This window comes from Pelomonas parva (assembly GCF_043555835.1).
Classification (GTDB): Bacteria; Pseudomonadota; Gammaproteobacteria; order Burkholderiales; family Burkholderiaceae_C; genus Pelomonas; species Pelomonas parva.
In genome coordinates, this window is the sequence record NZ_JBIGHV010000001.1 from 869679 (window position 1) to 892815 (window position 23137).

The 23137-nt window shown below is 68.9% G+C and carries 24 protein-coding genes and 2 tRNA genes; 17 read left to right on the forward strand and 9 right to left on the reverse strand.

Features of this window, described 5'->3' with window-relative positions; all coding sequences use genetic code 11:
- Positions 1-38: 38 nt before the first annotated feature.
- A complete protein-coding gene (locus ACG00Y_RS03570; RefSeq protein ID WP_394476025.1) occupies positions 39-269 on the forward strand; it encodes a BlaI/MecI/CopY family transcriptional regulator in 231 nt (76 codons plus the stop codon).
- Between the two features lie 472 nt (positions 270-741).
- Here the strand turns inward: ACG00Y_RS03570 and ACG00Y_RS03575 are convergent, their stop codons facing one another.
- Positions 742-1668: a LysR family transcriptional regulator gene (locus ACG00Y_RS03575; RefSeq protein WP_394476026.1), complete on the reverse strand. Its 927-nt coding sequence runs from the start codon at positions 1666-1668 to the stop codon at positions 742-744.
- Positions 1669-1755: 87 nt separating this feature from the next.
- Here ACG00Y_RS03575 and ACG00Y_RS03580 point away from each other — a divergent pair, with 87 nt between their 5' ends.
- The 10 genes from ACG00Y_RS03580 to ACG00Y_RS03625 are packed head-to-tail and all read left to right on the forward strand — an operon-like array spanning position 1756 to position 9654.
- Positions 1756-2928: an alpha/beta hydrolase family protein gene (locus tag ACG00Y_RS03580; RefSeq protein WP_394476028.1), complete on the forward strand. Its 1173-nt coding sequence runs from the start codon at positions 1756-1758 to the stop codon at positions 2926-2928.
- Positions 2929-2943: 15 nt separating this feature from the next.
- Positions 2944-3891, forward strand: a complete 948-nt coding sequence (locus ACG00Y_RS03585; RefSeq protein ID WP_394476029.1) for a VOC family protein — start codon at positions 2944-2946, stop codon at positions 3889-3891.
- A 6-nt stretch (positions 3892-3897) separates the two neighbouring features.
- Positions 3898-4254, forward strand: a complete 357-nt coding sequence (locus tag ACG00Y_RS03590) for a Rieske (2Fe-2S) protein (RefSeq protein WP_394476031.1) — start codon at positions 3898-3900, stop codon at positions 4252-4254.
- Positions 4251-5381 carry an FAD-dependent oxidoreductase gene (locus tag ACG00Y_RS03595; protein ID WP_394476032.1) on the forward strand — a complete coding sequence of 377 codons (1131 nt, stop codon included), beginning with the start codon at positions 4251-4253 and terminating at the stop codon, positions 5379-5381. The genes ACG00Y_RS03590 and ACG00Y_RS03595 overlap by 4 nt, the downstream gene beginning before the upstream one ends.
- Positions 5382-5392: 11 nt before the next feature.
- Complete coding sequence (locus tag ACG00Y_RS03600) at positions 5393-6196, forward strand: cyclase family protein (RefSeq protein ID WP_394476034.1); 804 nt, start codon at positions 5393-5395, stop codon at positions 6194-6196.
- A gap of 5 nt (positions 6197-6201) precedes the next feature.
- Positions 6202-7185, forward strand: coding sequence for a fumarylacetoacetate hydrolase family protein (locus tag ACG00Y_RS03605; RefSeq protein ID WP_394476036.1), 984 nt, complete (start codon positions 6202-6204; stop codon positions 7183-7185).
- A complete protein-coding gene (locus ACG00Y_RS03610) occupies positions 7182-7355 on the forward strand; it encodes a hypothetical protein (protein WP_394476038.1) in 174 nt (57 codons plus the stop codon). The genes ACG00Y_RS03605 and ACG00Y_RS03610 overlap by 4 nt, the downstream gene beginning before the upstream one ends.
- Positions 7352-7936, forward strand: coding sequence for a cupin domain-containing protein (locus ACG00Y_RS03615; RefSeq protein ID WP_394476039.1), 585 nt, complete (start codon positions 7352-7354; stop codon positions 7934-7936). The genes ACG00Y_RS03610 and ACG00Y_RS03615 overlap by 4 nt, the downstream gene beginning before the upstream one ends.
- A complete protein-coding gene (locus tag ACG00Y_RS03620; RefSeq protein WP_394476040.1) occupies positions 7933-8697 on the forward strand; it encodes an SDR family NAD(P)-dependent oxidoreductase in 765 nt (254 codons plus the stop codon). The genes ACG00Y_RS03615 and ACG00Y_RS03620 overlap by 4 nt, the downstream gene beginning before the upstream one ends.
- On the forward strand, positions 8698-9654 hold the full coding sequence (locus ACG00Y_RS03625; RefSeq protein WP_394476042.1) for an NAD-dependent epimerase/dehydratase family protein: 957 nt from the start codon (positions 8698-8700) through the stop codon (positions 9652-9654).
- Positions 9655-9696: 42 nt separating this feature from the next.
- Here ACG00Y_RS03625 and ACG00Y_RS03630 read toward each other — a convergent pair.
- The 5 genes from ACG00Y_RS03630 to ACG00Y_RS03650 form a co-directional block, all read right to left on the reverse strand.
- Positions 9697-9771, reverse strand: a tRNA-Val gene (locus ACG00Y_RS03630).
- 38 nt (positions 9772-9809) lie between these two features.
- Positions 9810-9884, reverse strand: a tRNA-Val gene (locus ACG00Y_RS03635).
- Positions 9885-9939: 55 nt separating this feature from the next.
- Positions 9940-10668: a DNA polymerase III subunit epsilon gene (dnaQ, locus tag ACG00Y_RS03640; RefSeq protein ID WP_394476043.1), complete on the reverse strand. Its 729-nt coding sequence runs from the start codon at positions 10666-10668 to the stop codon at positions 9940-9942.
- Positions 10665-11474: a prolipoprotein diacylglyceryl transferase gene (lgt, locus tag ACG00Y_RS03645; protein WP_394476045.1), complete on the reverse strand. Its 810-nt coding sequence runs from the start codon at positions 11472-11474 to the stop codon at positions 10665-10667. The genes dnaQ and lgt overlap by 4 nt, the downstream gene beginning before the upstream one ends.
- A 46-nt stretch (positions 11475-11520) precedes the next feature.
- Complete coding sequence (locus ACG00Y_RS03650; RefSeq protein WP_394476046.1) at positions 11521-12375, reverse strand: LysR family transcriptional regulator; 855 nt, start codon at positions 12373-12375, stop codon at positions 11521-11523.
- Positions 12376-12466: 91 nt separating this feature from the next.
- On the opposite strand from ACG00Y_RS03650, the gene ilvD reads away from it, so the two are divergent.
- A complete protein-coding gene (gene ilvD, locus ACG00Y_RS03655) occupies positions 12467-14146 on the forward strand; it encodes a dihydroxy-acid dehydratase (RefSeq protein ID WP_394476048.1) in 1680 nt (559 codons plus the stop codon).
- Between the two features lie 128 nt (positions 14147-14274).
- Here the strand turns inward: ilvD and ACG00Y_RS03660 are convergent, their stop codons facing one another.
- Complete coding sequence (locus ACG00Y_RS03660) at positions 14275-14535, reverse strand: TIGR04438 family Trp-rich protein (protein ID WP_394476049.1); 261 nt, start codon at positions 14533-14535, stop codon at positions 14275-14277.
- A gap of 60 nt (positions 14536-14595) precedes the next feature.
- Between ACG00Y_RS03660 and ACG00Y_RS03665 the strand changes: the two genes are divergently transcribed.
- Both ACG00Y_RS03665 and ACG00Y_RS03670 read left to right on the forward strand, forming a co-directional pair.
- Positions 14596-14898 carry a c-type cytochrome gene (locus ACG00Y_RS03665; protein ID WP_394476051.1) on the forward strand — a complete coding sequence of 101 codons (303 nt, stop codon included), beginning with the start codon at positions 14596-14598 and terminating at the stop codon, positions 14896-14898.
- A gap of 167 nt (positions 14899-15065) precedes the next feature.
- Positions 15066-16421, forward strand: a complete 1356-nt coding sequence (locus tag ACG00Y_RS03670) for an esterase-like activity of phytase family protein (RefSeq protein ID WP_394476053.1) — start codon at positions 15066-15068, stop codon at positions 16419-16421.
- Between the two features lie 58 nt (positions 16422-16479).
- On the opposite strand, the gene acs is transcribed toward ACG00Y_RS03670, so the two are convergent.
- Entirely contained in the window at positions 16480-18441 is a 1962-nt protein-coding gene (acs, locus tag ACG00Y_RS03675) for an acetate--CoA ligase (RefSeq protein ID WP_394476055.1), read from the reverse strand.
- Positions 18442-18559: 118 nt separating this feature from the next.
- Between acs and ACG00Y_RS03680 the strand changes: the two genes are divergently transcribed.
- Entirely contained in the window at positions 18560-19180 is a 621-nt protein-coding gene (locus ACG00Y_RS03680) for a TIGR00645 family protein (RefSeq protein ID WP_394476057.1), read from the forward strand.
- A 4-nt stretch (positions 19181-19184) separates the two neighbouring features.
- On the opposite strand, the gene fumC is transcribed toward ACG00Y_RS03680, so the two are convergent.
- Entirely contained in the window at positions 19185-20570 is a 1386-nt protein-coding gene (gene fumC / locus ACG00Y_RS03685) for a class II fumarate hydratase (RefSeq protein WP_394476059.1), read from the reverse strand.
- Positions 20571-20657: 87 nt separating this feature from the next.
- Between fumC and ACG00Y_RS03690 the strand changes: the two genes are divergently transcribed.
- Complete coding sequence (locus tag ACG00Y_RS03690) at positions 20658-22199, forward strand: fumarate hydratase (RefSeq protein ID WP_394476060.1); 1542 nt, start codon at positions 20658-20660, stop codon at positions 22197-22199.
- Positions 22200-22268: 69 nt separating this feature from the next.
- A complete protein-coding gene (locus tag ACG00Y_RS03695) occupies positions 22269-23132 on the forward strand; it encodes a CE1 family esterase (protein WP_394476062.1) in 864 nt (287 codons plus the stop codon).
- Positions 23133-23137: the final 5 nt, after the last annotated feature.

Consider the following 23137-nt stretch of genomic DNA (forward strand, 5'->3'; position numbering starts at 1 on the left):
CACCCGCTGCCTTTCTTTAGCGGCTGATGAAGCCCCGCGTGAGCGGGGCTGCCGGCCGCGCCGAGCTGACCGAGAGGCAGAAGCTGGTTCTGGAGGTGGCCTTCAGGCTCGAACCGGTGAAGGCGTCAGACGTGGCGGCGGCATTGGCGCAGAAGGTGATGGAGCGCACTGTGCGGAGCGACCTGCTCGCGCTGGTCGAGCACGGCATGCTGGTGCGACAGGGGCAGGGGCCCAGCACCACCTACCGGGCCACAACGGCACCTTTCTGAGCCGGCTGAATCGCTTCCAGATATTTCCAGATGCCTGCCAGGTCGGACGCCTCGATTGGCGTGACGCCAGGAGAGCGCCCTGAGAAGAGGTCTCGGCGCTGCTTCCAGAAATTTCCAGATCGCTTCCAGAATCGCGCCGCGAACTCCGAAAGCGTCCGCCGAACACACCCCGAAGGCCTTATGCCGAGGTCAACACCGATTCCCATCCCCTTTATAAAGGGGATGGGAATCGGTGTTCACAGGGTTGCGCGCCAGGCGATTCCTGCGCCGGGGTGTGCAGTCGATATTTCCCATCCCCTGCAACAGGGGATGGGAATCGGCTTGCAGGCGACGGCGCGATCTCGGCTTCACGCCCGCCTTGAAGTGCGTCGGCCATCGCCTCCCTGGACCCTTCCCTGCAGGCTCCTTGCAGCCCAGCGGCGAGGCGGGTCACCGTTCCCGCCCGAAAAGCTCAGATTTGAATGAACAAAGTTCAGAACTGAGCGGTGGCGACAGCCGCGCCGGCCTGCCTGAACAGCCCGCGCAGCCAGACGATGCCCTCGTCCTGCGTGCGGTACTTGTGCCACTGGATGGCCTGCTCCATCGGCGGGATGGCGATGGGGCAGGGCAGGATGGCCAGCGGCCACACCGGCATCAGCAGCCGCGCCAGGCGCGCGTGCAGCGTGGCGATCAGCTCGGTACCCACCAGCAGGCCCGGCATGGGCGCAAAGCTGTAGCTGGTGGCGGCCACGCGGCGGCTCACGCCCAGGCGCTTGATGAAGGCGTCCTCGAAGGCGCTGGCCCGCACGGCCTGGGGTCGCATGATGACGTGGGCCTCCGCCAGGTAGCGCTCCAGCGTCAGCGCCTGCGGCTCCTGCGCAAGCCGGCTGCCGGCCCAGACGACGCAGACGAAGCGCTCCTCGTACATGACCTCGTGCGGATGATCCGGCGACATCAGCGGCCGCGGCAGCACGAGCAGGTCGGCCTCGCCACGCTCCAGGTCGCGCTGCGGGTTGTCCACCTGGGGCAGGAACTCGAACTTCACCGTGCCCTGCTGCGCCGCGACGGCGGCCATCACGCGCGGGCCCACCACCAGCTGCGTGTAGTCTGACGTGAAGATCTTGAACACGCGCTCGCTCTGCGTCGCGTCGAAGCTGGGTTGCATGGCGATGGTGCTGTCCACGCGCACGAGCACGTCGCGCACGGCCTGCTGCAGCGCCTCGGCGCGCGGCGTGGGCTCCATGCGCCGGCCGACCTGCACGAGCAGGTCGTCGCCGAAATAGTCGCGCAGCCGGGACAGCGCATCGCTGGTCGCCGAGGGGCTGAGGTTGAGCCGCAGCGCAGCCTTCGTCACGCTGCGCTCGGTCAGCAGCGCGTCCAGCGCCACGAGAAGATTCAGGTCCAGTCGGTTGAAGCGCATCGCCCCGCCAATGATTCGGTTTCGTCGAATTATGGAATGGACGGAATCCGCTTTTCCGAACGATGGGGCGTCATTAGTCTGCCGCCCATGTTCAAGTACTTCCCCACCAATTACGTCTGGAACCTCTCGGTCGACCTGGCCATCGAGATGGGCGCCAGGATCGGCGAGATCGAGGCCATGTGCGCGCCGCTGCAGGAGGCCGCCAAGGCGCCCGATGCCGCCGGCACGCGCGCCTTCCGCGAAACCTGGGTGCGCATGGCCGACCAGCTCTGCAGCCTGGCCGAGGAGGACGAGGCACGCGGCCGCCGCTACTCGGCCGGCGAGAAATACCGCCGCGCCGCCAGCTACCTCATCACCGCCGAACGCCTGCAAGCCCACGACGCCCCCGGCCGCCTGGCGCTGTACCAGCGCGAGCTGGCGCTGTTCCAGCAGGGTTCGGCGCTGCTGGGCGACCGCGTGCAGCGCGTCGAGATTCCCTACGAGGGTCAGGTCTTGTCAGCCCTCTACCTGCCGGCCGAGGGGCTGCGCCCGGGAGAGCGCGCGCCGCTGCTGGTGCAGCTCAACGGCCTGGACTCGACCAAGGAGATGAAATACCTGGTCGGCCTGCCCGCCTGGCTGGCGCGGCGCGGCGTGTCTTCCCTGGTCGTCGATCAGCCGGGCACCGGCGAGGCGCTCCGCCTGCTGGGCCTGACAGCGCGCTTTGATGCCGAGCACTGGGCCAGCCGCGTCGTCGACTGGCTGGAGCAGCACCCGCATGTCGACGCCAGCCGCATCGGCTGCGAAGGCGTGTCGCTGGGCGGCTATTACTGCCCGCGCGCCGTGGCCATGGAGCCGCGCTTCGCCTGCGGCGTGGCCTGGGGCGCCAACCATGACTGGCGCGACGTGCAGAAGCGCCGGCTCGACAAGGAGGGCGACTTCCCCGTGCCGCACTACTGGGCCCATGTCTGCTGGGTCTGGGGTGCCAAGGACATCCCGGACTTCATGCGCATCGCCGAGGACGTGCACCTGGACGGCGTGGTCGAGAAGATCCGCGTGCCCTTCCTCGTCACGCATGGCGCGCGGGACTCGCAGATCCCGCTGAAGTGGGCCGAGCGCACCTACGAGCAGCTCGTCAACAGCCCGAAGCGCGAGCTGAAGGTGTTCACCGACCGTGAGGGCGGCAGCCAGCACGCCAGCTTCGACAACAGCATCAACGCCGGCCACTACATCGCCGACTGGGTGGCCGAAACCCTGGGCGCGCGCACCGCGCCTAAGCCTTAAGAAAGACAGAACGACATGCAGATCATCGGACCCGATGCGCTGGTGTTCGGCGTCGACGACGTCGCCGCCTGCGCGCAATTCCTGACCGACTACGGCCTCACGCCGGTCGGCGTCACCGACGCCGGTGGCCGCTTCGAGGCGCTGGACGGCACGGCCGTCGTCATCGCCCGCGCCGACGACTCGGCCCTGCCGCCGCCGCTGGGCACCGCAAGCCTGCTGCGCAAGACCGTCTACGGCGTGAAGGACGCCGCCGCGCTGCGGCAGATCGCCGAGGAGCTGGGCCGCGACCGCGAGGTCAAGCGCCTGCCCGACGGCTCGATCGAGGCGCACGACGACATGGGCTTCCTGCTCGGCTTTCAGGTGACCGTGCGCCGGCCGCTGCAGGCGCGCGGCGAGGCCGCCAATCTGCCCGGCGCGCCGGCTCGCGGAATGAATGCCGTGGCGGTGCAGGAGGACACCCTGCACCAGCCGCTGACGCTGTCGCATGTCGTGTACTTCGTGCCCGACGCGGCCAAGGCCGAGGCCTTCTACGTCGAGCGGCTGGGCTTTCGCTGCACCGACCGGTTGCTGGGCGCCGGCCCCTTCCTGCGTCCGGCGGCGACCGACGACCACCACACGCTGTTCCTGATCCAGACGCCGCCGTTCATGAAGGGCATCGAGCACTTCACCTTCCACATGAGCGGCCCCACCGCCGTGATGCAGAACGGCTACCGCCTCGTCGCCAAGGGCTACCAGAGCTTCTGGGGCCCGGGCCGGCACAAGATGGGCTCCAACTGGTTCTGGTACTTCAACAGCCCGCTGGCCACGCACATCGAGTACGACGCCGACATGGACCAGCACGACGACAGCTGGACCGCCCGCGCGGTGCCGCTGAGCGCCGATGCGTCGCAGGCCTTCCTGTTCCAGTCGCGCGACAAGTGGGCACCGGGCGGCCCGCCCCCGGGCGCCGGCGCACCGCGCTGAAACCCCATGACCCGGCTGTGCCACCAGCAGGACCTGGCCGAAGGCCAGGCGCGTGGCTTCGACCCGGCCGGCACCGGCCAAGACCAGCTGCTGCTGGTGCGCCACGCCGGTCACCTGCACGCCTGGCGCAACGCCTGCCCGCATGTGGACGGCGCGCCGCTGGCCTGGCGGCGTGACGCCTACCTCAGCGCCGACCGCCGCCACATCGTCTGCTACGCCCATGGCGCGCGCTTCGACCCCGCCACCGGCCACTGCGTCGCGGGCGCCGCCCTGGGCAGCGCGCTGACGGCCGTGGCCATCGAGATCAAGAACGACGGCGAGGTCCACCTCGCCCACCCCACCCCACAGGAGACAACCCCATGAGCCTCGCAGCCCAGCGCATCCTCATCATCGGCGGCGGCTTTTCCGGCATGGCCGCAGCCATCCAATTGCGCAAGCACGGCGCCAATGTCGAGATCGCCGAGATCGACCCCGACTGGCGCAACTACGGCGCCGGCATCAGCCTGGGCGGCGCAACGCTGCGCGCCTTCCGCCAGCTCGGCGTGCTCGATGAATTCCTGCGGCTCGGCGCCGCCAGCGACGGCGTGGCGCTGCGCCTGCCGAACGGCCAGCCCATCGGCGAACTGCCCACGCCGCGCCTGGCCGGCGCCGACGTGCCGGGCGGCGGCGCCATCATGCGGCCCGTGCTGGCGCGCATCCTGGCCGACGCCACACGCGCCAGCGGCGCCAAGGTGCGGCTGGGCTGCACCTTCACCGCCATCGAGCAGGACGCCGACGGCGTGGACGTGACCTTCACCGACGGCCGCCGCGAGCGCTACGACCTCGTCATCGGCGCCGACGGCCTCTACTCCAAGGTGCGCGAGGCCGTGCTGCCCGACGCGCCCAGACCGCAGTACAGCGGCCAGGCCGTCTGGCGCGCCGTGCTGCCGCGGCCGGACGAACTCAAGACCATCACGATGTGGATGGGCGGCGCCGTCAAGCCGGGCGTCAACCCGGTCTCGGCCGATGAGCTCTACCTGTTCGTCACCGAGCACCGGCCAAGCAACGACTTCGTCGACCCGGCCACCTTCTGCGACACATTGAAGGCCTTGCTCGCGCCCTTCCCCGACCCGCTGCTGCAAGGCCTGCGCGCGCAACTCACGCCCGGCTCGCAGATCGTCTACCGCCCGCTGGAGGGCCTGCTGGTGCGCGGCGACTGGTACCGCGGCCGCGTCGTGCTGATCGGCGACACCGTGCATGCGACGACGCCGCACATGGCCTCGGGCGCCTGCATCGGCCTCGAGGACGCCCTCGTGCTGGCCGACGAGATCGCCAGCAAGGCCACTGTGGACGCAGCGCTGGCGGCCTTCCAGTCGCGGCGCTTCGAGCGCTGCCGCCTCGTCGTCGACAACTCGGCACGGCTGGGCCAGATCGAGATGGAAGGCGGCTCCAAGGAAGAGCACGGCCAGATCATGCGCGAGACGCTGATGGCACTCGGCAAGCCCATCTGACGACAAGCACCATGCGCCCGACCCACCGCCCCCGCCGCCTCGTCGACCTGTCGATCTACCTCGAAAACGACGTGCTGTCCGACCCGCCCCCGCTGGCGCCCAAGATCACCTACCAGAAGCACCAGGACACGCTGCACGAGTTCATGGCCATGATCCCGGGCACGAAGCCCGAGGACTACCCCGACGGCGAGGCCGCCGCAGCCGAGTGGGTCACGCTGACGACGCACAACGGCACCCATCTGGACGCGCCCTGGCACTTTCATTCGACGCAGGACGCCAAGAACGGCGGCAGCCGGCCCAGCATCACCATCGACGAGGTTCCGCTGGACTGGTGCCTGCAGCCCGGCGTGAAGCTGGACTTCCGCCACTTGCCCGATGGCCACGTCGCCACCGCCGCCGAGGTCGAGGCCGAGCTGGCCCGCATCGGCTGGGACCTGCAGCCGCTGGACATCGTGCTCGTCAACACCCGCGCCGGCTCCCGCTACGGCCACCCCGACTACCTGGGCGCCGGCTGCGGCATGGGCTACGAGGCGACGATGTACCTGCTGGAGCGCGGCGTGCGCCTGACCGGCACCGACGCCTGGAGCTGGGACGCGCCCTTCTCGTACACCGCCAAGAAGGTGGCCGCCACCGGCGACACCTCGCTGATCTGGGAAGGCCACAAGGCCGGCCGCGACATCGGCTACTGCCACCTGGAGAAGCTGCACAACCTGGAGGCGCTGCCCGCGCACGGCTTCCTCGTCAGCTGCTTCCCGCACAAGATCCGCGGCGCCTCCGCGGGCTGGACGCGCGCCGTCGCCATCTTCGAGGACTGACCGCCATGCGCCTCGCCACCCTCAACGACGGCAGCCTGGACGGCCGCCTCATCCTCGTCTCGCAGGACGGCCGCCACGCCACGACGGCACCGGCATCGACGCTGATCGGCGCCCTGCAAAACTGGACGCAGGCCGAGCCCGCGCTGCGCGAGTGCGCGGCCGCGCTCGAAGCCGGCAAGGCCGCGACCTTGGCCTTCGACCCGCAGCGTTGCGCCGCGCCGCTGCCGCGCAGCCCGCAGTGGCTGGACGCCTCGGCCTTCCTGAACCACGGCCGGCTGATGGAAACGGCCTTCGGCACGCCGCCGATTCCCGACTTCGACACCGTGCCCGTGATGTACCAGGGCGCCAGCGACGACTTCCTCGGTCCGCACGCCAACGTGCCGCTGCCCAGCGAAGCCGACGGCATCGACTTCGAGGGCGAGTTCGGCGTCATCGTCGGCGAGGTGCCGCTGGGCGCCAGCCCGACCCAGGCGCTGGCCGCCGTGCGCCTGCTGGTGCAGCTCAACGACTGGAGCCTGCGCGCGCTGGGCCAGCGCGAGGTGCGCACCGGCTTCGGCTTCCTGCAGGCCAAGCCGTCCACCGCCTTCGCGCCCTTCGCCGTCACGCCCGACGAGCTGGGCCCCGCGTGGAGCGACGGCCGGCTGCGGTTGCGCCTGCACATCGAATGGAACGGCGAGCGCTTCGGCGAGCCCAGCGCCGCGCCGATGAACTTCCACTTCGGCCAGCTCATCGCGCATGCCGCGCGCACGCGCCGGCTGCGCGCGGGCACCCTCATCGGCTCGGGCACCGTCTCCAATGTCGAACGCGCGGCCGGCTCGGCCTGCATCGCCGAGCGCCGCATGATCGAGAAGATCGATCTCGGCGAAGTCCGCAGCGGCTTCATGCGCTTTGGCGACCGCGTGCGCATGGAGGCCCGCTTCGAGAACGGCGAGCCCGGGCCTTTCGGCGTGCTGGACCAGCGCGTCGTGGACGCGGGCAGACCGGCATGACCCGGCTCGTCAACATCGGCGGCGCGCTGGTCGCGGTGTCGACGGCGCTCGACGGTGCGACGACACCCGCACACCCGCACTCGCCCCAGGGCAAGCCGGCTTGCGCCGCCGCTGCCACCGCATCCGTGCCGACCGCCCCCAGTCTCAAACCCGCACCGCACACGTCATGAGCCTGCTGCCGCCCATCCATCGCGTGGTCACCGGCCACGATGCGCACGGCCGGGCCATCGTCATCAGCGACGGCCCGCTGCCCACCGTCGTCGAACTGCAGGCCATTCCGGGCACGGTCTTCCACGAGGTCTGGTCCACCGCAGGCTCGCCCGCCCGCGTCGACAACGGCCCCGACCCGACCCACGGCCCGCTGGTGCTGCCGCCGCCTCGCCAGGGCAGCCGCTTGCGCTTTGTCGACATCCCGCCCGACACGGCCGAGCACCTGACCCAGGGCGCCGCCCGCATGCGCGAGGCCTTCGCCCAGCTCGGCGATGCCGAGGCCTCGACCGTGCGCGCGGACTCGCCCCACCCGCTGATGCACCGCACCGAGTCCGTCGACTACGGCGTCGTCATTGACGGCGAACTGACCCTGGTGCTCGACGAGGGCGAGGTGCTGCTGCGCCCCGGCAGCGTGGTCATCCAGCGCGGCAGCAACCATGCCTGGGCCAACCGCTCGGACCGCCCCTGCCGCATGCTCTTCGTGCTGCTGGACGGCCGCTACGAACCCGGGCTCGCGACGGCACTGGCATCGAAGCCGTGAGCCGGGGCCTGTTCGACCTCGCCGAACGCACGGCCCTCGTGACCGGCGCCGGCCAGGGCCTGGGCCTGGCCATCGCGCGTGCGCTGGCGGCCCAGGGTGCGCACGTGCTCGTCTCCGACCGCATGCCTGCCGACTGCGAGCGCACGGCCGACGCGCTCCGGGCCGAGGGCCACACGGCCACAGCCATCGCGGCCGACCTGGCGCTGCCGGCACAGATCGAGGCCTTGATCGCCGCAGCGGGCGGCATCGACGTGCTGATCTGCAATGCCGGCATCCAGGGGCCGGCCGGCCCGCTGACGGCCGCGGGCGACGCCGACTGGCAGCAGGTGCTGGACATCAACCTGCGCTCCGCAGCCCGCCTGTGCACGGGCCTGCTGCCCGGCATGGCCCGGCGTGGTGGCGGCAGCGTCATCCTGATGTCCAGCATCGCCGGCCTGCGCGGCAACCGCTCGCTGGGCCTCTACGGCCTGTCCAAGGCCGCGCTGGCGCAGCTGGCACGCAATCTCGCCGTCGAATGGGGACCTCAACGCGTGCGCGTCAACGCGGTATCGCCCGGGCTGATCCGCACGCCGCTGGCCGAGGAGCTGCTGCAGGACGCCAGCTTCATGGCCCGGCGCCTGCAGGCCACGCCGCTGCGCCGCGTCGGCGAGCCCGAAGAGGTGGCCGGCGTCGTCGTCATGCTGGCCAGTGCCGCTGGCGCCTTCGTCACCGGGCACAACCTGGTCGTGGACGGCGGCACGACGGTCTCGGACGGCGCTTGAATGTCCGGCCCGGGCATGGCCGTGCTGCTCACAGGCGCCAACGGCTTCGTCGGCCGGGCCCTGCTGAGGCGCCTGCTGTCGCACGGCCTCGGCGGGCGCCCCGTGGCCAGCCTCGTAGCCTCGGACCTGAATCTGGAGGACCTGCCCGCCGACGCCCGCATCCGGCCGGTAGCCGGATCGATTGCCGAAGCGGGCGTGCTGGAACGCGCGCTCGCGGCTCCGGTTGACGCGGTCTTCCATCTCGCCAGCGTCCCCGGTGGGGCCGCCGAGCAGGCACCGGACACGGCACGCCGCGTCAACCTCGACGCCACACTGCGACTGGTCGACCTGCTACGCGCCCAGGGTGGCGCGCCGCGCCTCGTCTTCGCCAGCACGGTGGCGGTCTATGGTGATCCGTTGCCAGCCTGGGTCGACGACGCCACGCCGGCCCAGCCGGCCCTGAGCTACGGCGCCCACAAGCTGGCCGCCGAGGTGCTACTGGCGGACGCCGACCGGCGCGGCTGGGTGCAGGCCTGTTCGCTGCGCCTGCCGGGCATCGTCGCCCGCCCCGGCGACGGCGCCGGCCTGATGTCCGCCTTCATGAGCCAGCTGTTCTGGAAGCTGCGCGACGGCCAGCCTCTCGTGCTGCCGGTGAGTGCATGCGGCACCGCCTGGTGGCTGTCAGTGCAGGCCTGTGTCGACAACCTGCTGCTGGCCGCGTGCCTGGACACGGCCCGACTCGGCCCGCGCCGCGTGGTGCAGGTGCCGGCCTTGCATCTGTCGATGCAGCAGGTCATCGCCGCGCTGGCCCGCATCTGCGGCCCCGGCCGGGAGGCGCTGGTCCGCTTCGAGCCCCAAGCGCAGGTGCAACGGCTGTTTGCCGGCTACCCACCGCTCCACACGCCGGCGGCCCATGCGCTGGGATTCCGGCACGATGGCAGCGCCGATGAACTGGTCAGGCGTGCGCTGACGTCCTGAAACGACAAACCCGGCACGCGGGCCGGGTTCGACAACTTCTGTTGGTGGGCGGTGCAGGGTTCGAACCTGCGACCCCTGCCGTGTGAAGGCAGTGCTCTACCGCTGAGCTAACCGCCCGGGTTTGCGGTGACTGTGTTCAGATACCAAGCAAGGCTTGGTGGGCGGTGCAGGTTTCGAACCTGCGACCCCCACAGTGTGAATGTGGTGCTCTACCCCTGAGCTAACCGCCCTGAACGCCGCACTTGCGTGCGGCTTATCAACGTCCCGTATCCGGGAAGCCCGCGATTATGCCACGGGTTGGGCGGGCTCCAGAGCACGCCACTTGCAGGCACCACCTGCTGCCTTGTCCAGCTCGGCCATCAGCTTGGCATGGGCCGCCGCCTCGGCGGCGTCGGCGCGCAGCACGGGCAGCTCGAAACGGCTCAGGTCCACGGCGTCGACGGTCGCGTGCGCATCGCCGCTGGCCGAGTCGCCGTGGTCGTCCATCAGCAGCGCGTCCTGGCCGCGCGTCAGGCGGATGTAGACATCGGCCAGCAGCTCGGCGTCCAGCAGCGCGCCGTGCAGCACGCGCTTGGTGTTGTCCACTTCCAGGCGGCGGCACAACGCGTCCAGCGAGTTGGCCTTGCCGGGGAAGAGGTCCCGCGCCATCAGCAGCGTGTCGCGCACGCCGCCGACATGGTCGGTCAGCACGCCACGGCGCAGGCGCTTCAGCTCGGCGTTGATGAAGCCGATGTCGAAGGGCGCGTTGTGGATGACCAGCTCGGCGCCGGCCACGAAGGCCAGCAACTGGTCGACGATCTCGGCGAACTTGGGCTTGTCCGACAGGAAGGCCTCGGTCAGCCCGTGCACCCGCAGCGCGTCCTCATGGCTGGCTCGCTCGGGGTTGATGTAGAGGTGCAGGTTGTTGCCGGTGAGCTGCCGGTTGAGCATCTCCACGCAGCCGATCTCGATGATGCGGTCGCCCTTGTCGGCATCCAGGCCGGTGGTTTCGGTGTCGAAGAAGATCTGCCTCATGCGGGCCTCTGATTGCGCTTCGTGGCCCAGACAAAGATTGCAGCACCCGCCAGGATCATCGGCAGGCTCAACCACTGCCCCTGGCTCCAGTTCAGCGCGCGCAGGCCGAGGAAGTCGTCGGGCTGCCGGAAGTACTCGGCCATGAAGCGGAACACGCCGTAGCCCATCATGAAGACGCCCGAGATCTGCCCGGTCGCGCGCGGCTTGCGGGCATAGAACCACAGGATGACGAAGAGCAGCAGGCCTTCTCCGGCCGCTTGGTAGAGCTGGGACGGGTGACGAGCGATGCCGCCATCGTTGGCCTGCGGAAAGACCATAGCCCATGGCAGATCGGCCGGCGCCTCGCGCCCCCACAGCTCGCCGTTGATGAAGTTGCCCAGCCGCACGGCCATGATGCCGGTGGGCACGCAGGGCGCAATCAGGTCAGCCACCTCGAAGAAGCTGCGGCCGCGCTGGCGGCCGAACAGCCAGAGGCCAAACAGCACGCCCAGCAGGCCACCGTGGAAGGCCATGCCGCCCTTCCAGACTGCGAAGATTTCGCCCAGGTTGTGCAGGTAGTAGTCCGGCTTGTAGAAGAAGCAGTAGCCCAGCCGCCCGCCCACCACGACGCCCAGCACGCCGTAGAACAGCACGTCGTCGACGTCCCGCTTCGTCCAGCCCACGGCCGCGTGCTGCGGCATGCGCGCGCGCTTGCCCGCCAGCCACAGGAAAAGGCCGAAGGCGATCAGGTAGGTGATGCCGTACCAGTGCACGGCCACGGGGCCGAGCTGGAGGGCGATGGGGTCGAACTGTGGGTGAACCAGCATGGCTCGATCGGGAAGCAGGAAGCGGCGCGCATCATAGCCAGCGCCCTCAGGCGTGGCTGGCCACGTGCTCGACGAAGCGTGCGACGGCGGGTGGTGCATCGGCGCGCCAGATCAGGCTGGTCTCGACCTCGGGCGCGCCGTCCATGCGGCGGTAGACGACACCCGCGCGCTGCAGGCCCTGCAGGCTGGCCGGCACCCAGGCCACGCCGATGGCGGCGGAGACGAGGTTGATGATGGTCTGCATCTGGATGGCCTCCTGCGCCACGCCGTTGCTGCCGTGGTGGGCCAGGATGGCGTCGAAGAGAGACGGCGCAATCTCGCGCGGGAAGATGACCAGCGGCGCCGCCAGGCACTGGGCGTCGCTGGGCGGCTGGTCAGTGCTGGGCAGGGCCAGGATGAGGGGCTCGACACCGATGGACAGCCGCTCGAAGCCGGCCGGCGCCTGGCCCGGCGTGTGGATGACGAAGCCGGCGTCGATGCTGCCGGCGGCAAACTCGTGCAACTGCACGTCCAGCGTCGCCTCGCGCAGCAGCAGCGCCACCTGCGGGCAGGCCTCGCGGAAGGACCGCAGCCACAGCGGCAGGCCGCCGAAGCCCACGGTGGACACGAAGGCCAGCCGCAGCCGCCCGGCCAGGCCGTCGGCCACCGCCCTCACCTCGCCCGGCAACGCTGCGGCTTCGGCCAGCAGCTTCTGCGCCGACACCTGCAGCGCCGCGCCGGCCGCCGTCAGCCGCACGCTGCGGCTGCTGCGCTCGAACAGTTGCACGCCGAGCTGCGCCTCCAGCTTGCGCACCGCCTGCGTCAGCGGCGGCTGGCTCATGTGCAGGCGCTCGGCGGCGCGGCCGAAGTGCAGCAGCTCGGCCACGGCAAGGAATTGCTGGAGGGGGCGCAGCTCGATCATTGATTCACCGAACGTATTGATTCAATGAGAACAATATATTTGATAAGCGTTGAGACGCGCGCCAAACTGCCGACTTCTTCAGGAGACCGTCATGAGCTTCAACCGCCGCAGCAAGAACATCACCGAGGGCGTGGCCCGCGCGCCCAACCGCTCCATGTACTACGGCATGGGCTACCAGGAGACCGACTTCGGCAAGCCGATGATCGGCATCGCCAACGGCCACTCGACGATCACGCCCTGCAACTCCGGCCTGCAGAAGCTCGCCGACGCGGCGGTCATCGGCCTGAAGGCGGCCGGCGCCAACGCCCAGCTGTTCGGCACGCCGACCATCTCCGACGGCATGGCCATGGGCACCGAGGGCATGAAGTACAGCCTGGTGTCGCGCGAGGTCATCTCCGACTGCGTGGAGACCTGCGTGGGCGGTCAGTGGCTGGACGGTGTCATGGTCATCGGCGGCTGTGACAAGAACATGCCCGGCGGCATGATGGGCATGTTGCGCGCCAACGTGCCGGCCATCTACATCTACGGCGGCACCATCAAGCCGGGCCACTACAAGGGCCAGGACTTGAACATCGTCTCGGTGTTTGAAGCCGTGGGCCAGTTCAGCGCCGGCAAGATGAGCGAGGAAGACTTCTGCCAGATCGAGAAGCGCGCCATCCCCGGCAGCGGCTCCTGCGGCGGCATGTACACGGCCAACACGATGAGCTCGGCCTTCGAGGCGCTGGGCATGAGCCTGCCCTACTCGTCCAGCATGTCCAACGTCGAGGACGAGGTGGTCGAGAACACCAAGAAGGCCGCTGACTACCTGGTCGCAGCCGTCAAGGCCGACCTGAAGCCGCGCGACATCGTCACCAAGAAGGCGATCGAGAACGCCGTCGCCGTCATCATGGCCACGGGCGGCTCGACGAACGCGGTGCTGCACTTCCTGGCCATCGCCCATGCGGCCGAGGTGGACTGGACCATCGACGACTTCGAGCGCATGCGCAAGAAGATCCCGGTGCTGTGCAACCTCAAGCCCAGCGGCAAGTACCTGGCCGTGGACCTGCACAAGGCCGGCGGCGTGCCCGCCGTCATGAAGGAGCTGCTGACCGCCGGCCTGCTGCACGGCGACTGCATCACCATCACCGGCAAGACCGTGGCCGAGAACCTGGCCGACGTGCCCGCACTGAGCGCCGATCAGGACGTCATCCAGCCGGTGGCCCAGCCCATCTATGCAGAAGGCCACCTGGCCATCCTGCGCGGCAATCTCTCGCCCGAAGGCTGCGTCGCCAAGATCACCGGTCTGAAAACGCCGGTGATGACCGGCCCGGCGCGCGTCTTCGACGACGAGCAGAGCGCGCTGGCCGCCATCATGGCCAACAAGATCGTTGCGGGCGACGTCATGGTGCTGCGCTACCTGGGCCCCAAGGGCGGCCCCGGCATGCCGGAGATGCTGGCCCCCACCGGCGCGCTGATCGGTCAGGGCCTGGGCGAGAGCGTGGGCTTGATCACCGACGGCCGCTTCTCGGGCGGCACCTGGGGCATGGTGGTGGGCCATGTGGCGCCGGAGGCCTACGAGGGCGGCGTCATCGCACTGGTGCAGGAGGGCGACACCATCACCATTGACGCGCACAAGCTGGTGCTGGACCTGCACGTCGACGAAGCCGAGCTGGCCAAGCGCCGGGCGGCCTGGGTGCAGCCGGCGCCGCGCTACACGCGGGGCGTGCTGGCCAAGTTCGCGAAGAATGCGTCGAGCGCGAGCAGCGGCGCGGTGCTGGACCGGTTCGAGTGAGTTCGCTGACGAACTCACTGCCGGTGTCGGTCACGACGCCGGCCTGAAACCGCGCAGCTGTTTCAGATCGAATCGGGGCGCAGGCTCGCTGAGCCTGCGTCAACGGTTCGAGTGACCGGGAAGCGCTCTCAGCGCTTCTTTTTCTGCCCCGGCTTGTACTGGCCCAGCGCTTCCATCTGCTGCTCCCGCCGCGCCGCCTTCTTGGCGTCCAGCGAGTCCATGACCTTGCGCTGCGTGAAACCGCTGGCGTCCGCCCAGGCCCACCAGACGACGGCCAGCGCGAAGGGCGACAGCACGATGAGCCAGGCCCAGGTATCGTCCTTGTGGAAGTCGACCCAGCCCCCAAGCCGCAGCACGAGGAACAGGACGCCGATCAACACGAATGCCATGCGTCAACTCCTTCAGGTATCTTTGCGTTCACTGTAGTTCACCGCCCCCGAAAGGTTTGCATGAAGAATGTCCTGATCCTCAGCCTCGCCCTGATCGCGCCCGCCGCCGCGTTCGCCAACCAGGAACTGGCGCAGAAGAAGAACTGCATGGCCTGCCATGCCGTCGACAAGAAGCTGGTCGGCCCGTCCTACAAGGACGTCGCCGCCAAGTACGCCAAGGACAAGGACGCCACCAAGAAGCTGGCCGAAAAGATCATCAAGGGCGGCAAGGACGCCTGGGGCCCCGTGCCCATGCCGCCCAACCCGCAGGTCACGCCGGCCGAGGCCGAGACGCTGGCCAAGTGGGTGCTGTCGGTCAAGTGACCCCCTTCCGCCATTGATTCAACGGGCCCTGCGGGGCCCGTTCTCTTTGTGCGCCGCATGAGCCGAACGGGGGAAAACGGCGCGGCGGCACTTCATGGGGGATTCATCGCCGCCACGAAGAATGCCGGCGCGCAGGCCTTTCTGCGCACCTTTCCCCTCGGCTCCCCATGACCATCCACCGCACCCCCCAACTCGCTGCCATCGCCGCGACCGTTGCCGCCCTGTTTGCCGGCGCTGCCCAGGCCGCCTCGGCCACGCTGGAAGGCTGGGCGCTGATGCCGGCCAACACGTTCTCGGAAGGCCCCACGTCCGGCCAGTTCGCCAACGGCGCCGGTGGCAACCCGCTGCCGTTGGTCAACAAGCAGCCCGTGCAGGGCTTCTCCGGCGTGCTGGCGGGCCCGACGGCCGGCAGCTACCTGTTCACCACCGACAACGGCTTCGGCAACAAGGCCAACTCCGGCGACACGCTGCTGCGCATGTACGGCGTGACGCCCGACTTCAAGACCGCTACGGGCGGCACCGGCACCGTCTCGGCCGCCAACTTCAGCACCGGCGCGGCCATGGGCGGCTTCACGGCCGGCAGCTACATCACGCTGTCCGACCCCAACCACCTGCTGTCCCTCAAGGTGCAGGCGGACTACACGCGTTACTACAACAACGCCGCCAACCCGCTGGTCGACAGCAGCATCCGCAGCGGCCGCCTGCTGACCGGCGCCGACCTGGACATCGAGTCGGTGCGCAAGGACAAGAACGGCAACCTGTGGTTCGGCGACGAGTTCGGCCCCTACCTGGTCAAGACCAGCGCCAGCGGCGAAGTGCTGCGCCGCGAGATCGGCATGAAGGGTGTGTTGTCGCCGTCGAACGAGGCCGTGCAGAACGGCAGCGTGCTCAGCACCATCGCCAACTCGGGCGGTTTCGAGGGCATGGCCATCAACCCGAACGGCGACCGCCTCTACACGCTGCTGGAAGGCACGGTCTCCGGCGACCCCGCCAAGACGCTGCGCATCAACGCCTTCAACGTCGACACCGAGGCCTACACCGGCGAGCAGTGGCGCTACAAGCTGGAGGGCGCGGGCACGGCCATCGGCGACATGACGGCCATCAACGACCACGAGTTCCTCATCATCGAGCGCAATGGCGGCACCGCCACCAGCGGCACGCCGTTCAAGAAGATCTACAAGGTCGACCTGAACAAGGTCGACGGCAGCGGCAACCTGGTGAAGACCGAAGTGGTCGACCTGATGAACATCGCCGACCCCAACGACTTGAACGGCGACGGCAGCACCGCCTTCACCTTCCCGTTCGTCACCATCGAGAACGTGTTGCTGCTGGACGCCAACACGTTGCTGGTCGTCAACGACAACAACTATCCCGGCGTCGGTGGCCGCAACCTCGGCTCCGACAACACGGAGTTCCTGAAGATCCACCTGGCCACCCCCGTGCCGGAGCCGAGCAGCTACGCGCTGCTGTTAGGCGGCATGGGCTTGCTGGGCATCGTCGCCCGCCGCCGCCGGCGCGGTTGATTCGCCTCGCGATGAAAAAGGCCGCCCGAGGGCGGCCTTTTTGTTGGAGCGCGTGGACTCAGTACGCCTGACCCAACTGCTCAAGGATCGCGGGATTCTCAAGAGTTGACGTGTCCTGCGTCACCGTCTCCCCCTTCGCCACCGACCTCAACAGCCGCCGCATGATCTTGCCCGAACGGGTCTTGGGCAGGTTGTCGCCAAAGCGGATGTCCTTGGGCTTGGCGATGGGGCCGATCTCCTTGGCCACGTGGTCGCGCAGCTGCTTGGCGATGGCCTTGGCCTCGTCGCCGGTCGGCCGGGCGCGCTTGAGCACGACGAAGGCGCAGATGGCCTCGCCGGTCGTGTCGTCCGGGCGACCCACGACCGCCGCCTCGGCGACCAGCTCCGTGCAGCTGACCAGCGCCGACTCGATCTCCATCGTGCCCATGCGGTGGCCGGACACGTTCAGCACGTCGTCGATCCGGCCGGTGATCGTGAAGTAGCCCGTCTCGGCGTCGCGTATGGCGCCGTCGCCGGCGAGGTAGTAGCCCTTCAGCTCCGGCGGGTAGTAGCTCTTCTTGAATCGCTCGGGGTCGCCCCAGATCGTGCGGATCATCGAAGGCCAGGGCTTCTTGACGACCAGGATGCCGCCCTGGCCGTTGGGCACGTCGTTGCCGGTCTCGTCGACGATGGCCGTCGTGATGCCCGGGAAGGGCAACGTGCAGGAGCCCGGCACCAGCGTCGTCGCGCCCGGCAGCGGCGTGATCATGTGGCCGCCGGTCTCGGTCTGCCAGAAGGTGTCGACGATGGGGCAGCGGCCGCCGCCGACATGCTGGTGGTACCACTCCCAGGCGGCCGGGTTGATGGGCTCGCCCACCGAGCCCAGCAGGCGCAGGCTGCTCAGGTCGGAGCGCGCGGGGTGGACGGCGGCGTTGCTCTCGGCCGCCTTGATCAGCGAACGTATGGCCGTGGGCGCCGTGTAGAAGATCGTGACCTTGTGCTTCTCGATCATCTGCCAGAAGCGGCCGGCGTCCGGGTAGGTGGGCACGCCCTCGAAGACGATCTCGGTGCCGCCCAGCGCCAGCGGGCCGTAGGTGATGTAGGTATGGCCCGTGACCCAGCCGATGTCGGCCGTGCACCAGAAGATGTCGTCATCCTTCAGGTCGAAGGTCCACTTGGTCGTCAGCGCGGCATGCAGCAGATAGCCGCCGGTGCTGTGCTGCACACCCTTGGGCTTGCCGGTGGAGCCGGAGGTGTAGAGCAGGAAGAGCGGATGCTCGGCCTCGACCCACTCCGGCGCGCAGGTGGTGGGCTCGGCGGCCATCAGCTCGTGCAGCCAGGAATCGCGGCCCTCGACCCAGTTGATCTTGCCGCCGGTGCGCTTGTAGACGATGACGTCCTTCAGCGTCGGGCAGACGCCACCGTCCAGCGCCTCGTCGACGATTGATTTCAGCGGCAGCGCCTTGCCGCCACGCGCCTGCTCGTCGGCACAGAGGATGGCCACGGCGCCGGCGTCCTGCACGCGGTCGCGCAGCGACTGGGCCGAGAAGCCGCCGAACACCACCGAGTGCGTCGCGCCGATGCGCGCGCAGGCCTGCATGGCCACCACGCCTTCGACGGACATGGGCATGTAGATGACGACGCGGTCGCCCTTGTTGATGCCGCGGGTCTTCAGCGCATTGGCGAGCTGGCTGACCTTGGCCAGCAGCTCAGAGTAGGTGACCTTGGTGACCGTACCGTCGTCGGCCTCGAAGATCAGCGCCGTCTTGCCACCCTTGCCCGCCTCGACATGGCGGTCCAGGCAGTTGTAGGAGACGTTGAGCTTGCCGTCCTCGAACCACTTGAAGAACGGCGCGTCGCTGTCGTTCAGCGTCTTGGTGAACGGCGTCTGCCAGCTCAGCAGCTCGCGTGCCTGGCGGGCCCAGAAGCCGGCGTAGTCGGCCTCGGCCTCGGCCACCAGTGCGGCGTAACCGGCCTCGCCTTTGACGTGGGCGTTGGCGACCCACTCAGCCGTGGGTGCATAAGTATTCAGCGTGCTCATGGCTTGTCTCCTGATGATTCTTGGCGCGGACTGTGCGGCGGGCGTCTGACGATGCCCTGACGGCGTGGCGTCATGCACGGGACCTAGAATTTCCCCTAATTCTGCTCGGTCTCCATCCATGCCCAACGATCCCCAGCTTCGCCCCCTGCCCCGCCTGATCTTTGCCAGCCGCTGGCTGCAGCTGCCGCTGTACATCGGCTTGATCCTGGCGCAGGCGGTCTACGTCTTCCAGTTCTGGACCGAACTGGTCCACCTGATCGAGGCAGCGTTCGGCAACCAGGAAGCGCTGACCATGCTGGTCAAGAGCATTGGCTACAAGGCCGTGGCCATCAAGGATGCCGCCGACCAAGTCATCGGATACGAACCCATCGCCAAGCTCAACGAGACCATCCTGATGCTGGTGGTGCTCGGCCTGATCGATGTGGTGATGATTTCCAACCTGCTCATCATGGTCATCATCGGCGGCTACGAGACCTTCGTGTCCCGCATGGGCCTGAGCGAACACCCGGACCAGCCGGAGTGGCTCAGCCACGTGAACGCCTCGGTGCTGAAGGTCAAGCTGGCCACGGCCATCATCGGCATCAGCTCCATCCACCTGCTGAAGACCTTCATCAACGCCGACAACTACACCGAGAAGACGCTGATGTGGCAGACGCTGATCCACGTCGCCTTCCTGCTGTCGGCGATGGCGATTGCCTACACCGACCGGCTGCTGCAGGCGCCCGCCGACAAGCACTGAAGCCTCACCGGCCCACCATCTGGGCCGGCACCACCCAGGCGTCGAACTGCTCGGCCGTCACATGGCCGAGTGCCAGCGCTGCCTCGCGCAGGCTGCTGCCGTCCTTGTGCGCCTTCTTGGCGATCTGCGCGGCCTGGTCGTAGCCGATGTGGGTGTTCAGCGCCGTCACCAGCATCAGTGAGCGCTCCACCAGCTCGGCGATGCGCGCCTCGTTGGGCGTGATGCCCACGGCGCAGTGCTTGTCGAAGCTGGACATGCCGTCCGCCAACAGGCGCACGCTCTGCAGGAAGTTGTGGATGACCATGGGCCGGAACACGTTCAGCTCGAAGTTGCCCGACGCGCCGCCGATGTTGATGGCCACATCGTTGCCCATCACCTGAGCGGCCAGCATCGTCACCGCCTCGCTCTGCGTCGGGTTGACCTTGCCCGGCATGATGGACGAGCCCGGCTCGTTCTCCGGGATGCTGATCTCGCCAATGCCGCTGCGCGGGCCGCTGGCCAGCCAGCGCACGTCGTTGGCGATCTTGGTCATGCTGGCGGCAAGCGTCTTCAGCGCGCCGTGGGCGTGGACGAGGGCGTCGCAGGCCGCCATCGCCTCGAACTTGTTGGGCGCGGTGACGAAGGGATGGCCCGTCAGCCGCGCCAGCTCGGCGGCAACCGCTTCCGCATAGCCCTTGGGCGCGTTCAGCCCCGTGCCGACGGCCGTGCCGCCCAGCGCCAGCTCGTGCAGATGCGGCAGCGCCGCCAGCACATGGCGCTCCCCGTGGGCCAGCTGCGCCACCCAGCCCGAGATCTCCTGCCCCAGCGTCAGCGGCGTCGCGTCCTGCAGGTGGGTGCGGCCGATCTTGACGATGTCATCGAACGCCTCGGCCTTCTGCTGCAACGTCGTGCGCAAGGCCCGCAGCGGCGGCAGCAGGCGCTCCATCAGCGCCTGCACGGCCGCCACATGCATGGCGGTGGGAAAGACGTCGTTGCTGCTCTGGCTGCGGTTCACATCGTCGTTGGGGTGCACCAACCTGCACTCACCGCGCTCGCCGCCCAGCAGTTCGCTGGCGCGGTTGGCCAGCACCTCGTTGACGTTCATGTTGGTCTGCGTGCCCGAGCCGGTCTGCCAGACGACGAGCGGGAACTCGTCCACATGCAGGCCGGCGATGACCTCATCGGCCGCGGCCACGATGGCCTCGGTCTTCCCCGCGTCCTGCAGGCCCAGCGCCTGGTTGACGACGGCCGACGCGCGCTTGACCTTGGCCAGCGCGCGGATCAGCTCGGGCGCCTGGCGCTCGCCGGAGATGTCGAAGTTCTGCAGCGAGCGCTGCGTCTGCGCGCCCCACAGCCTGTCGGCCGGCACCTCGATGGGGCCGAAGGTGTCGCGTTCGATGCGGGTGTTCATCACGGGGTCTCCTGGCGTGCTGTCAGCAGCATAGAGGGCATGGCGCCGGATAATCCCAGCTGCAGTCCATCCTCACCCGACTCCGCCATGACCGTCACCATCCGCCAGCAAGACCTCGTCGACAGCATCGCCGCCGCCCTGCAGTACATCTCGTACTACCACCCGGCCGACTACATCGCCCACCTGGCCCGTGCCTACGAGAGCGAAGCCTCGCCCGCAGCCAAGGACGCGATCGCGCAGATCCTGACCAACAGCCGCATGTGCGCCGAAGGCAAGCGGCCCATCTGCCAGGACACCGGCATCGTCAACGTCTTCCTGAAGATCGGCATGGACGTGCGCTGGGAAGGTTTCAGCGGCAGCATCGAGGACGCCATCAACGAAGGCGTGCGCCAGGGTTACCTCAACCCCGACAACAAGCTGCGCGCCTCGGTGCTGGACGACCCTATCTTTGCCCGCAAGAACACCAAGGACAACACGCCCGCCGTCGTGCAGATGGAGGTGGTGCCCGGCAACACCGTGGACGTCATCGTCGCGGCCAAGGGCGGCGGCAGCGAGAACAAGAGCAAGGTCTACATGCTCAACCCCGGCGACGACATCGTCGACTGGGTGCTCAAGACCGTGCCGACCATGGGCGCCGGCTGGTGCCCGCCGGGCATGCTGGGCATCGGCGTCGGCGGCACGGCCGAGAAGGCCGCGCTGCTGGCCAAGCAGTCGCTGATGGAAGACATCGACATGTACGAGCTGCTGCAGCGCGGCCCGCAAAACAAGCTCGAAGAGATGCGCATCGAGCTGTACGAGAAGGTCAACGCGCTGGGCATCGGCGCGCAAGGCCTGGGCGGCCTGACGACCGTGCTGGACGTGAAGATCAAGACCTTCCCGACCCACGCGGCCAGCAAGCCCATCGCGATGATCCCGAACTGTGCGGCCACGCGCCATGCGCACTTCGTGCTGGACGGCAGCGGCCCCACCTACCTGGAGCCGCCCAGCCTGGACCTGTGGCCCGACGTGAAGTGGGCGCCCGACTACAACAAGAGCAAGCGCGTCGACCTCAACACGCTGACGCCCGCAGACGTGGCGGGCTGGAAGCCCGGCGACACGCTGCTGCTGAACGGCAAGATGCTGACCGGCCGCGACGCCGCCCACAAGCGCATCCAGGACATGCTGGCCAAGGGCGAGAGCCTGCCGGTGGACTTCACCAACCGCGTCATCTACTACGTCGGCCCGGTGGACCCGGTGCGCGACGAGGTCGTCGGCCCGGCCGGCCCGACGACTGCCACGCGCATGGACAAGTTCACCGACATGATGTTGGCCAAGACCGGCCTCATCGCCATGGTCGGCAAGGCCGAGCGCGGCCCGGTCGCCATCGAGTCCATCAAGAACCACAAGAGCGCCTACCTGATGGCGGTCGGCGGCAGCGCCTACCTCGTCAGCAAGGCGATCAAGGGCGCCAAGGTGGTCGGCTTCGAGGACCTGGGCATGGAAGCGATCTACGAGTTCGACGTGGTGGACATGCCCGTCACGGTGGCCGTCGACGCCAGCGGCACCAGCGCCCACATCACCGGCCCGGCCGAGTGGAAGCAGCGCATCGCTTCGGGCAAGGCAATCGGCATCCCGGTCACCACGGCCTGACTGCAGCAGGCGCCCTGCGCCTCCCCGTGCCGGCGCAGCTTATGCTGGCGGCCCCTCGGAGGATTCCACGTGCGCCTGCTGTCAGTCACCGCCACCCTGCTCCTGCTGTGCGCGCTGTCGCCACTCGCCCGCGCGCAGGCCCCGGCACCTGCCAAGGCCTGCGCGCTGACAGCCGTCGCCGGCGAGATGCACGAGCTGACCTCGGGTGGCCGCCAGCGTACCTACCGGCTCTTCGTGCCGCCGGCCATCGCTGGCCGCGCGCAGCTGCCGCTGGTGCTGGACCTGCACGGCTCGGGAGGCAATGCCAACGACCGTGCCAAGGCAAGCGGCTTCGAGGCGCTGGCGGCGCGTGAAGGCTTTGCCGTCGCCACGCTGCAGGCCGTGGACGCGCGCTGGAATGTGCCGGCCGCCAGCTCCCGACCGGATGACGTGCAGTACGTGTCCGACGTCATCGACCACATCGCCGCCCGCACCTGCATCGACCCGGCGCGCGTCCACGCGACGGGCTTCTCCGGCGGCGGGCGCATGTCGTCGCTGCTGGGCTGCCGGTTGAACCAGCGCATCGCGTCGATCGCGCCGGTCGCCGGGCTGCGCTGGACGGGCCCCTGCCCCGGCCGCGCGATACCCGTGTTCACCGTGCACGGCCTGGCCGACACGGTCAACGCCTACGAAGGCCACGCCGACCGCGGCGCCGAGTGGGTCGAGAGCGTGCCCGAGGCCCTGGCCGGATGGGCGACCCACAACCGCTGCCAGCCCAAGCTGCTGCAGGACAAGCAGACCGGGCCGCTGCAGACACTGCGTTACGGCGGCTGCTCGAACGGCGCCGAGGTCAGGCTCGCACGCATCGACGGCATGGGCCACATCTGGCCGCGCGCCGAGATCGATGCGAGTGACGCTGCCTGGCAGTTCTTCAAGAACCACCCGCTGCAGTAAGGAGA

What these genes read in the sequence shown, in the direction of transcription:
- ACG00Y_RS03575 (WP_394476026.1), bottom strand. Translation starts at nt 1,668, where the DNA reads ATGCGCTTCAACCGACTGGACCTGAATCTTCTCGTGGCGCTGGACGCG.
- ACG00Y_RS03580 (WP_394476028.1), top strand. Translation starts at nt 1,756, where the DNA reads ATGTTCAAGTACTTCCCCACCAATTACGTCTGGAACCTCTCGGTCGAC.
- ACG00Y_RS03585 (WP_394476029.1), top strand. Translation starts at nt 2,944, where the DNA reads ATGCAGATCATCGGACCCGATGCGCTGGTGTTCGGCGTCGACGACGTC.
- ACG00Y_RS03590 (WP_394476031.1), top strand. Translation starts at nt 3,898, where the DNA reads ATGACCCGGCTGTGCCACCAGCAGGACCTGGCCGAAGGCCAGGCGCGT.
- ACG00Y_RS03595 (WP_394476032.1), top strand. Translation starts at nt 4,251, where the DNA reads ATGAGCCTCGCAGCCCAGCGCATCCTCATCATCGGCGGCGGCTTTTCC.
- ACG00Y_RS03600 (WP_394476034.1), top strand. Translation starts at nt 5,393, where the DNA reads ATGCGCCCGACCCACCGCCCCCGCCGCCTCGTCGACCTGTCGATCTAC.
- ACG00Y_RS03605 (WP_394476036.1), top strand. Translation starts at nt 6,202, where the DNA reads ATGCGCCTCGCCACCCTCAACGACGGCAGCCTGGACGGCCGCCTCATC.
- ACG00Y_RS03610 (WP_394476038.1), top strand. Translation starts at nt 7,182, where the DNA reads ATGACCCGGCTCGTCAACATCGGCGGCGCGCTGGTCGCGGTGTCGACG.
- ACG00Y_RS03615 (WP_394476039.1), top strand. Translation starts at nt 7,352, where the DNA reads ATGAGCCTGCTGCCGCCCATCCATCGCGTGGTCACCGGCCACGATGCG.
- ACG00Y_RS03625 (WP_394476042.1), top strand. Translation starts at nt 8,698, where the DNA reads ATGTCCGGCCCGGGCATGGCCGTGCTGCTCACAGGCGCCAACGGCTTC.
- dnaQ (WP_394476043.1), bottom strand. Translation starts at nt 10,668, where the DNA reads ATGAGGCAGATCTTCTTCGACACCGAAACCACCGGCCTGGATGCCGAC.
- lgt (WP_394476045.1), bottom strand. Translation starts at nt 11,474, where the DNA reads ATGCTGGTTCACCCACAGTTCGACCCCATCGCCCTCCAGCTCGGCCCC.
- ACG00Y_RS03650 (WP_394476046.1), bottom strand. Translation starts at nt 12,375, where the DNA reads ATGATCGAGCTGCGCCCCCTCCAGCAATTCCTTGCCGTGGCCGAGCTG.
- ilvD (WP_394476048.1), top strand. Translation starts at nt 12,467, where the DNA reads ATGAGCTTCAACCGCCGCAGCAAGAACATCACCGAGGGCGTGGCCCGC.
- ACG00Y_RS03660 (WP_394476049.1), bottom strand. Translation starts at nt 14,535, where the DNA reads ATGGCATTCGTGTTGATCGGCGTCCTGTTCCTCGTGCTGCGGCTTGGG.
- ACG00Y_RS03665 (WP_394476051.1), top strand. Translation starts at nt 14,596, where the DNA reads ATGAAGAATGTCCTGATCCTCAGCCTCGCCCTGATCGCGCCCGCCGCC.
- ACG00Y_RS03670 (WP_394476053.1), top strand. Translation starts at nt 15,066, where the DNA reads ATGACCATCCACCGCACCCCCCAACTCGCTGCCATCGCCGCGACCGTT.
- acs (WP_394476055.1), bottom strand. Translation starts at nt 18,441, where the DNA reads ATGAGCACGCTGAATACTTATGCACCCACGGCTGAGTGGGTCGCCAAC.
- ACG00Y_RS03680 (WP_394476057.1), top strand. Translation starts at nt 18,560, where the DNA reads ATGCCCAACGATCCCCAGCTTCGCCCCCTGCCCCGCCTGATCTTTGCC.
- fumC (WP_394476059.1), bottom strand. Translation starts at nt 20,570, where the DNA reads ATGAACACCCGCATCGAACGCGACACCTTCGGCCCCATCGAGGTGCCG.
- ACG00Y_RS03690 (WP_394476060.1), top strand. Translation starts at nt 20,658, where the DNA reads ATGACCGTCACCATCCGCCAGCAAGACCTCGTCGACAGCATCGCCGCC.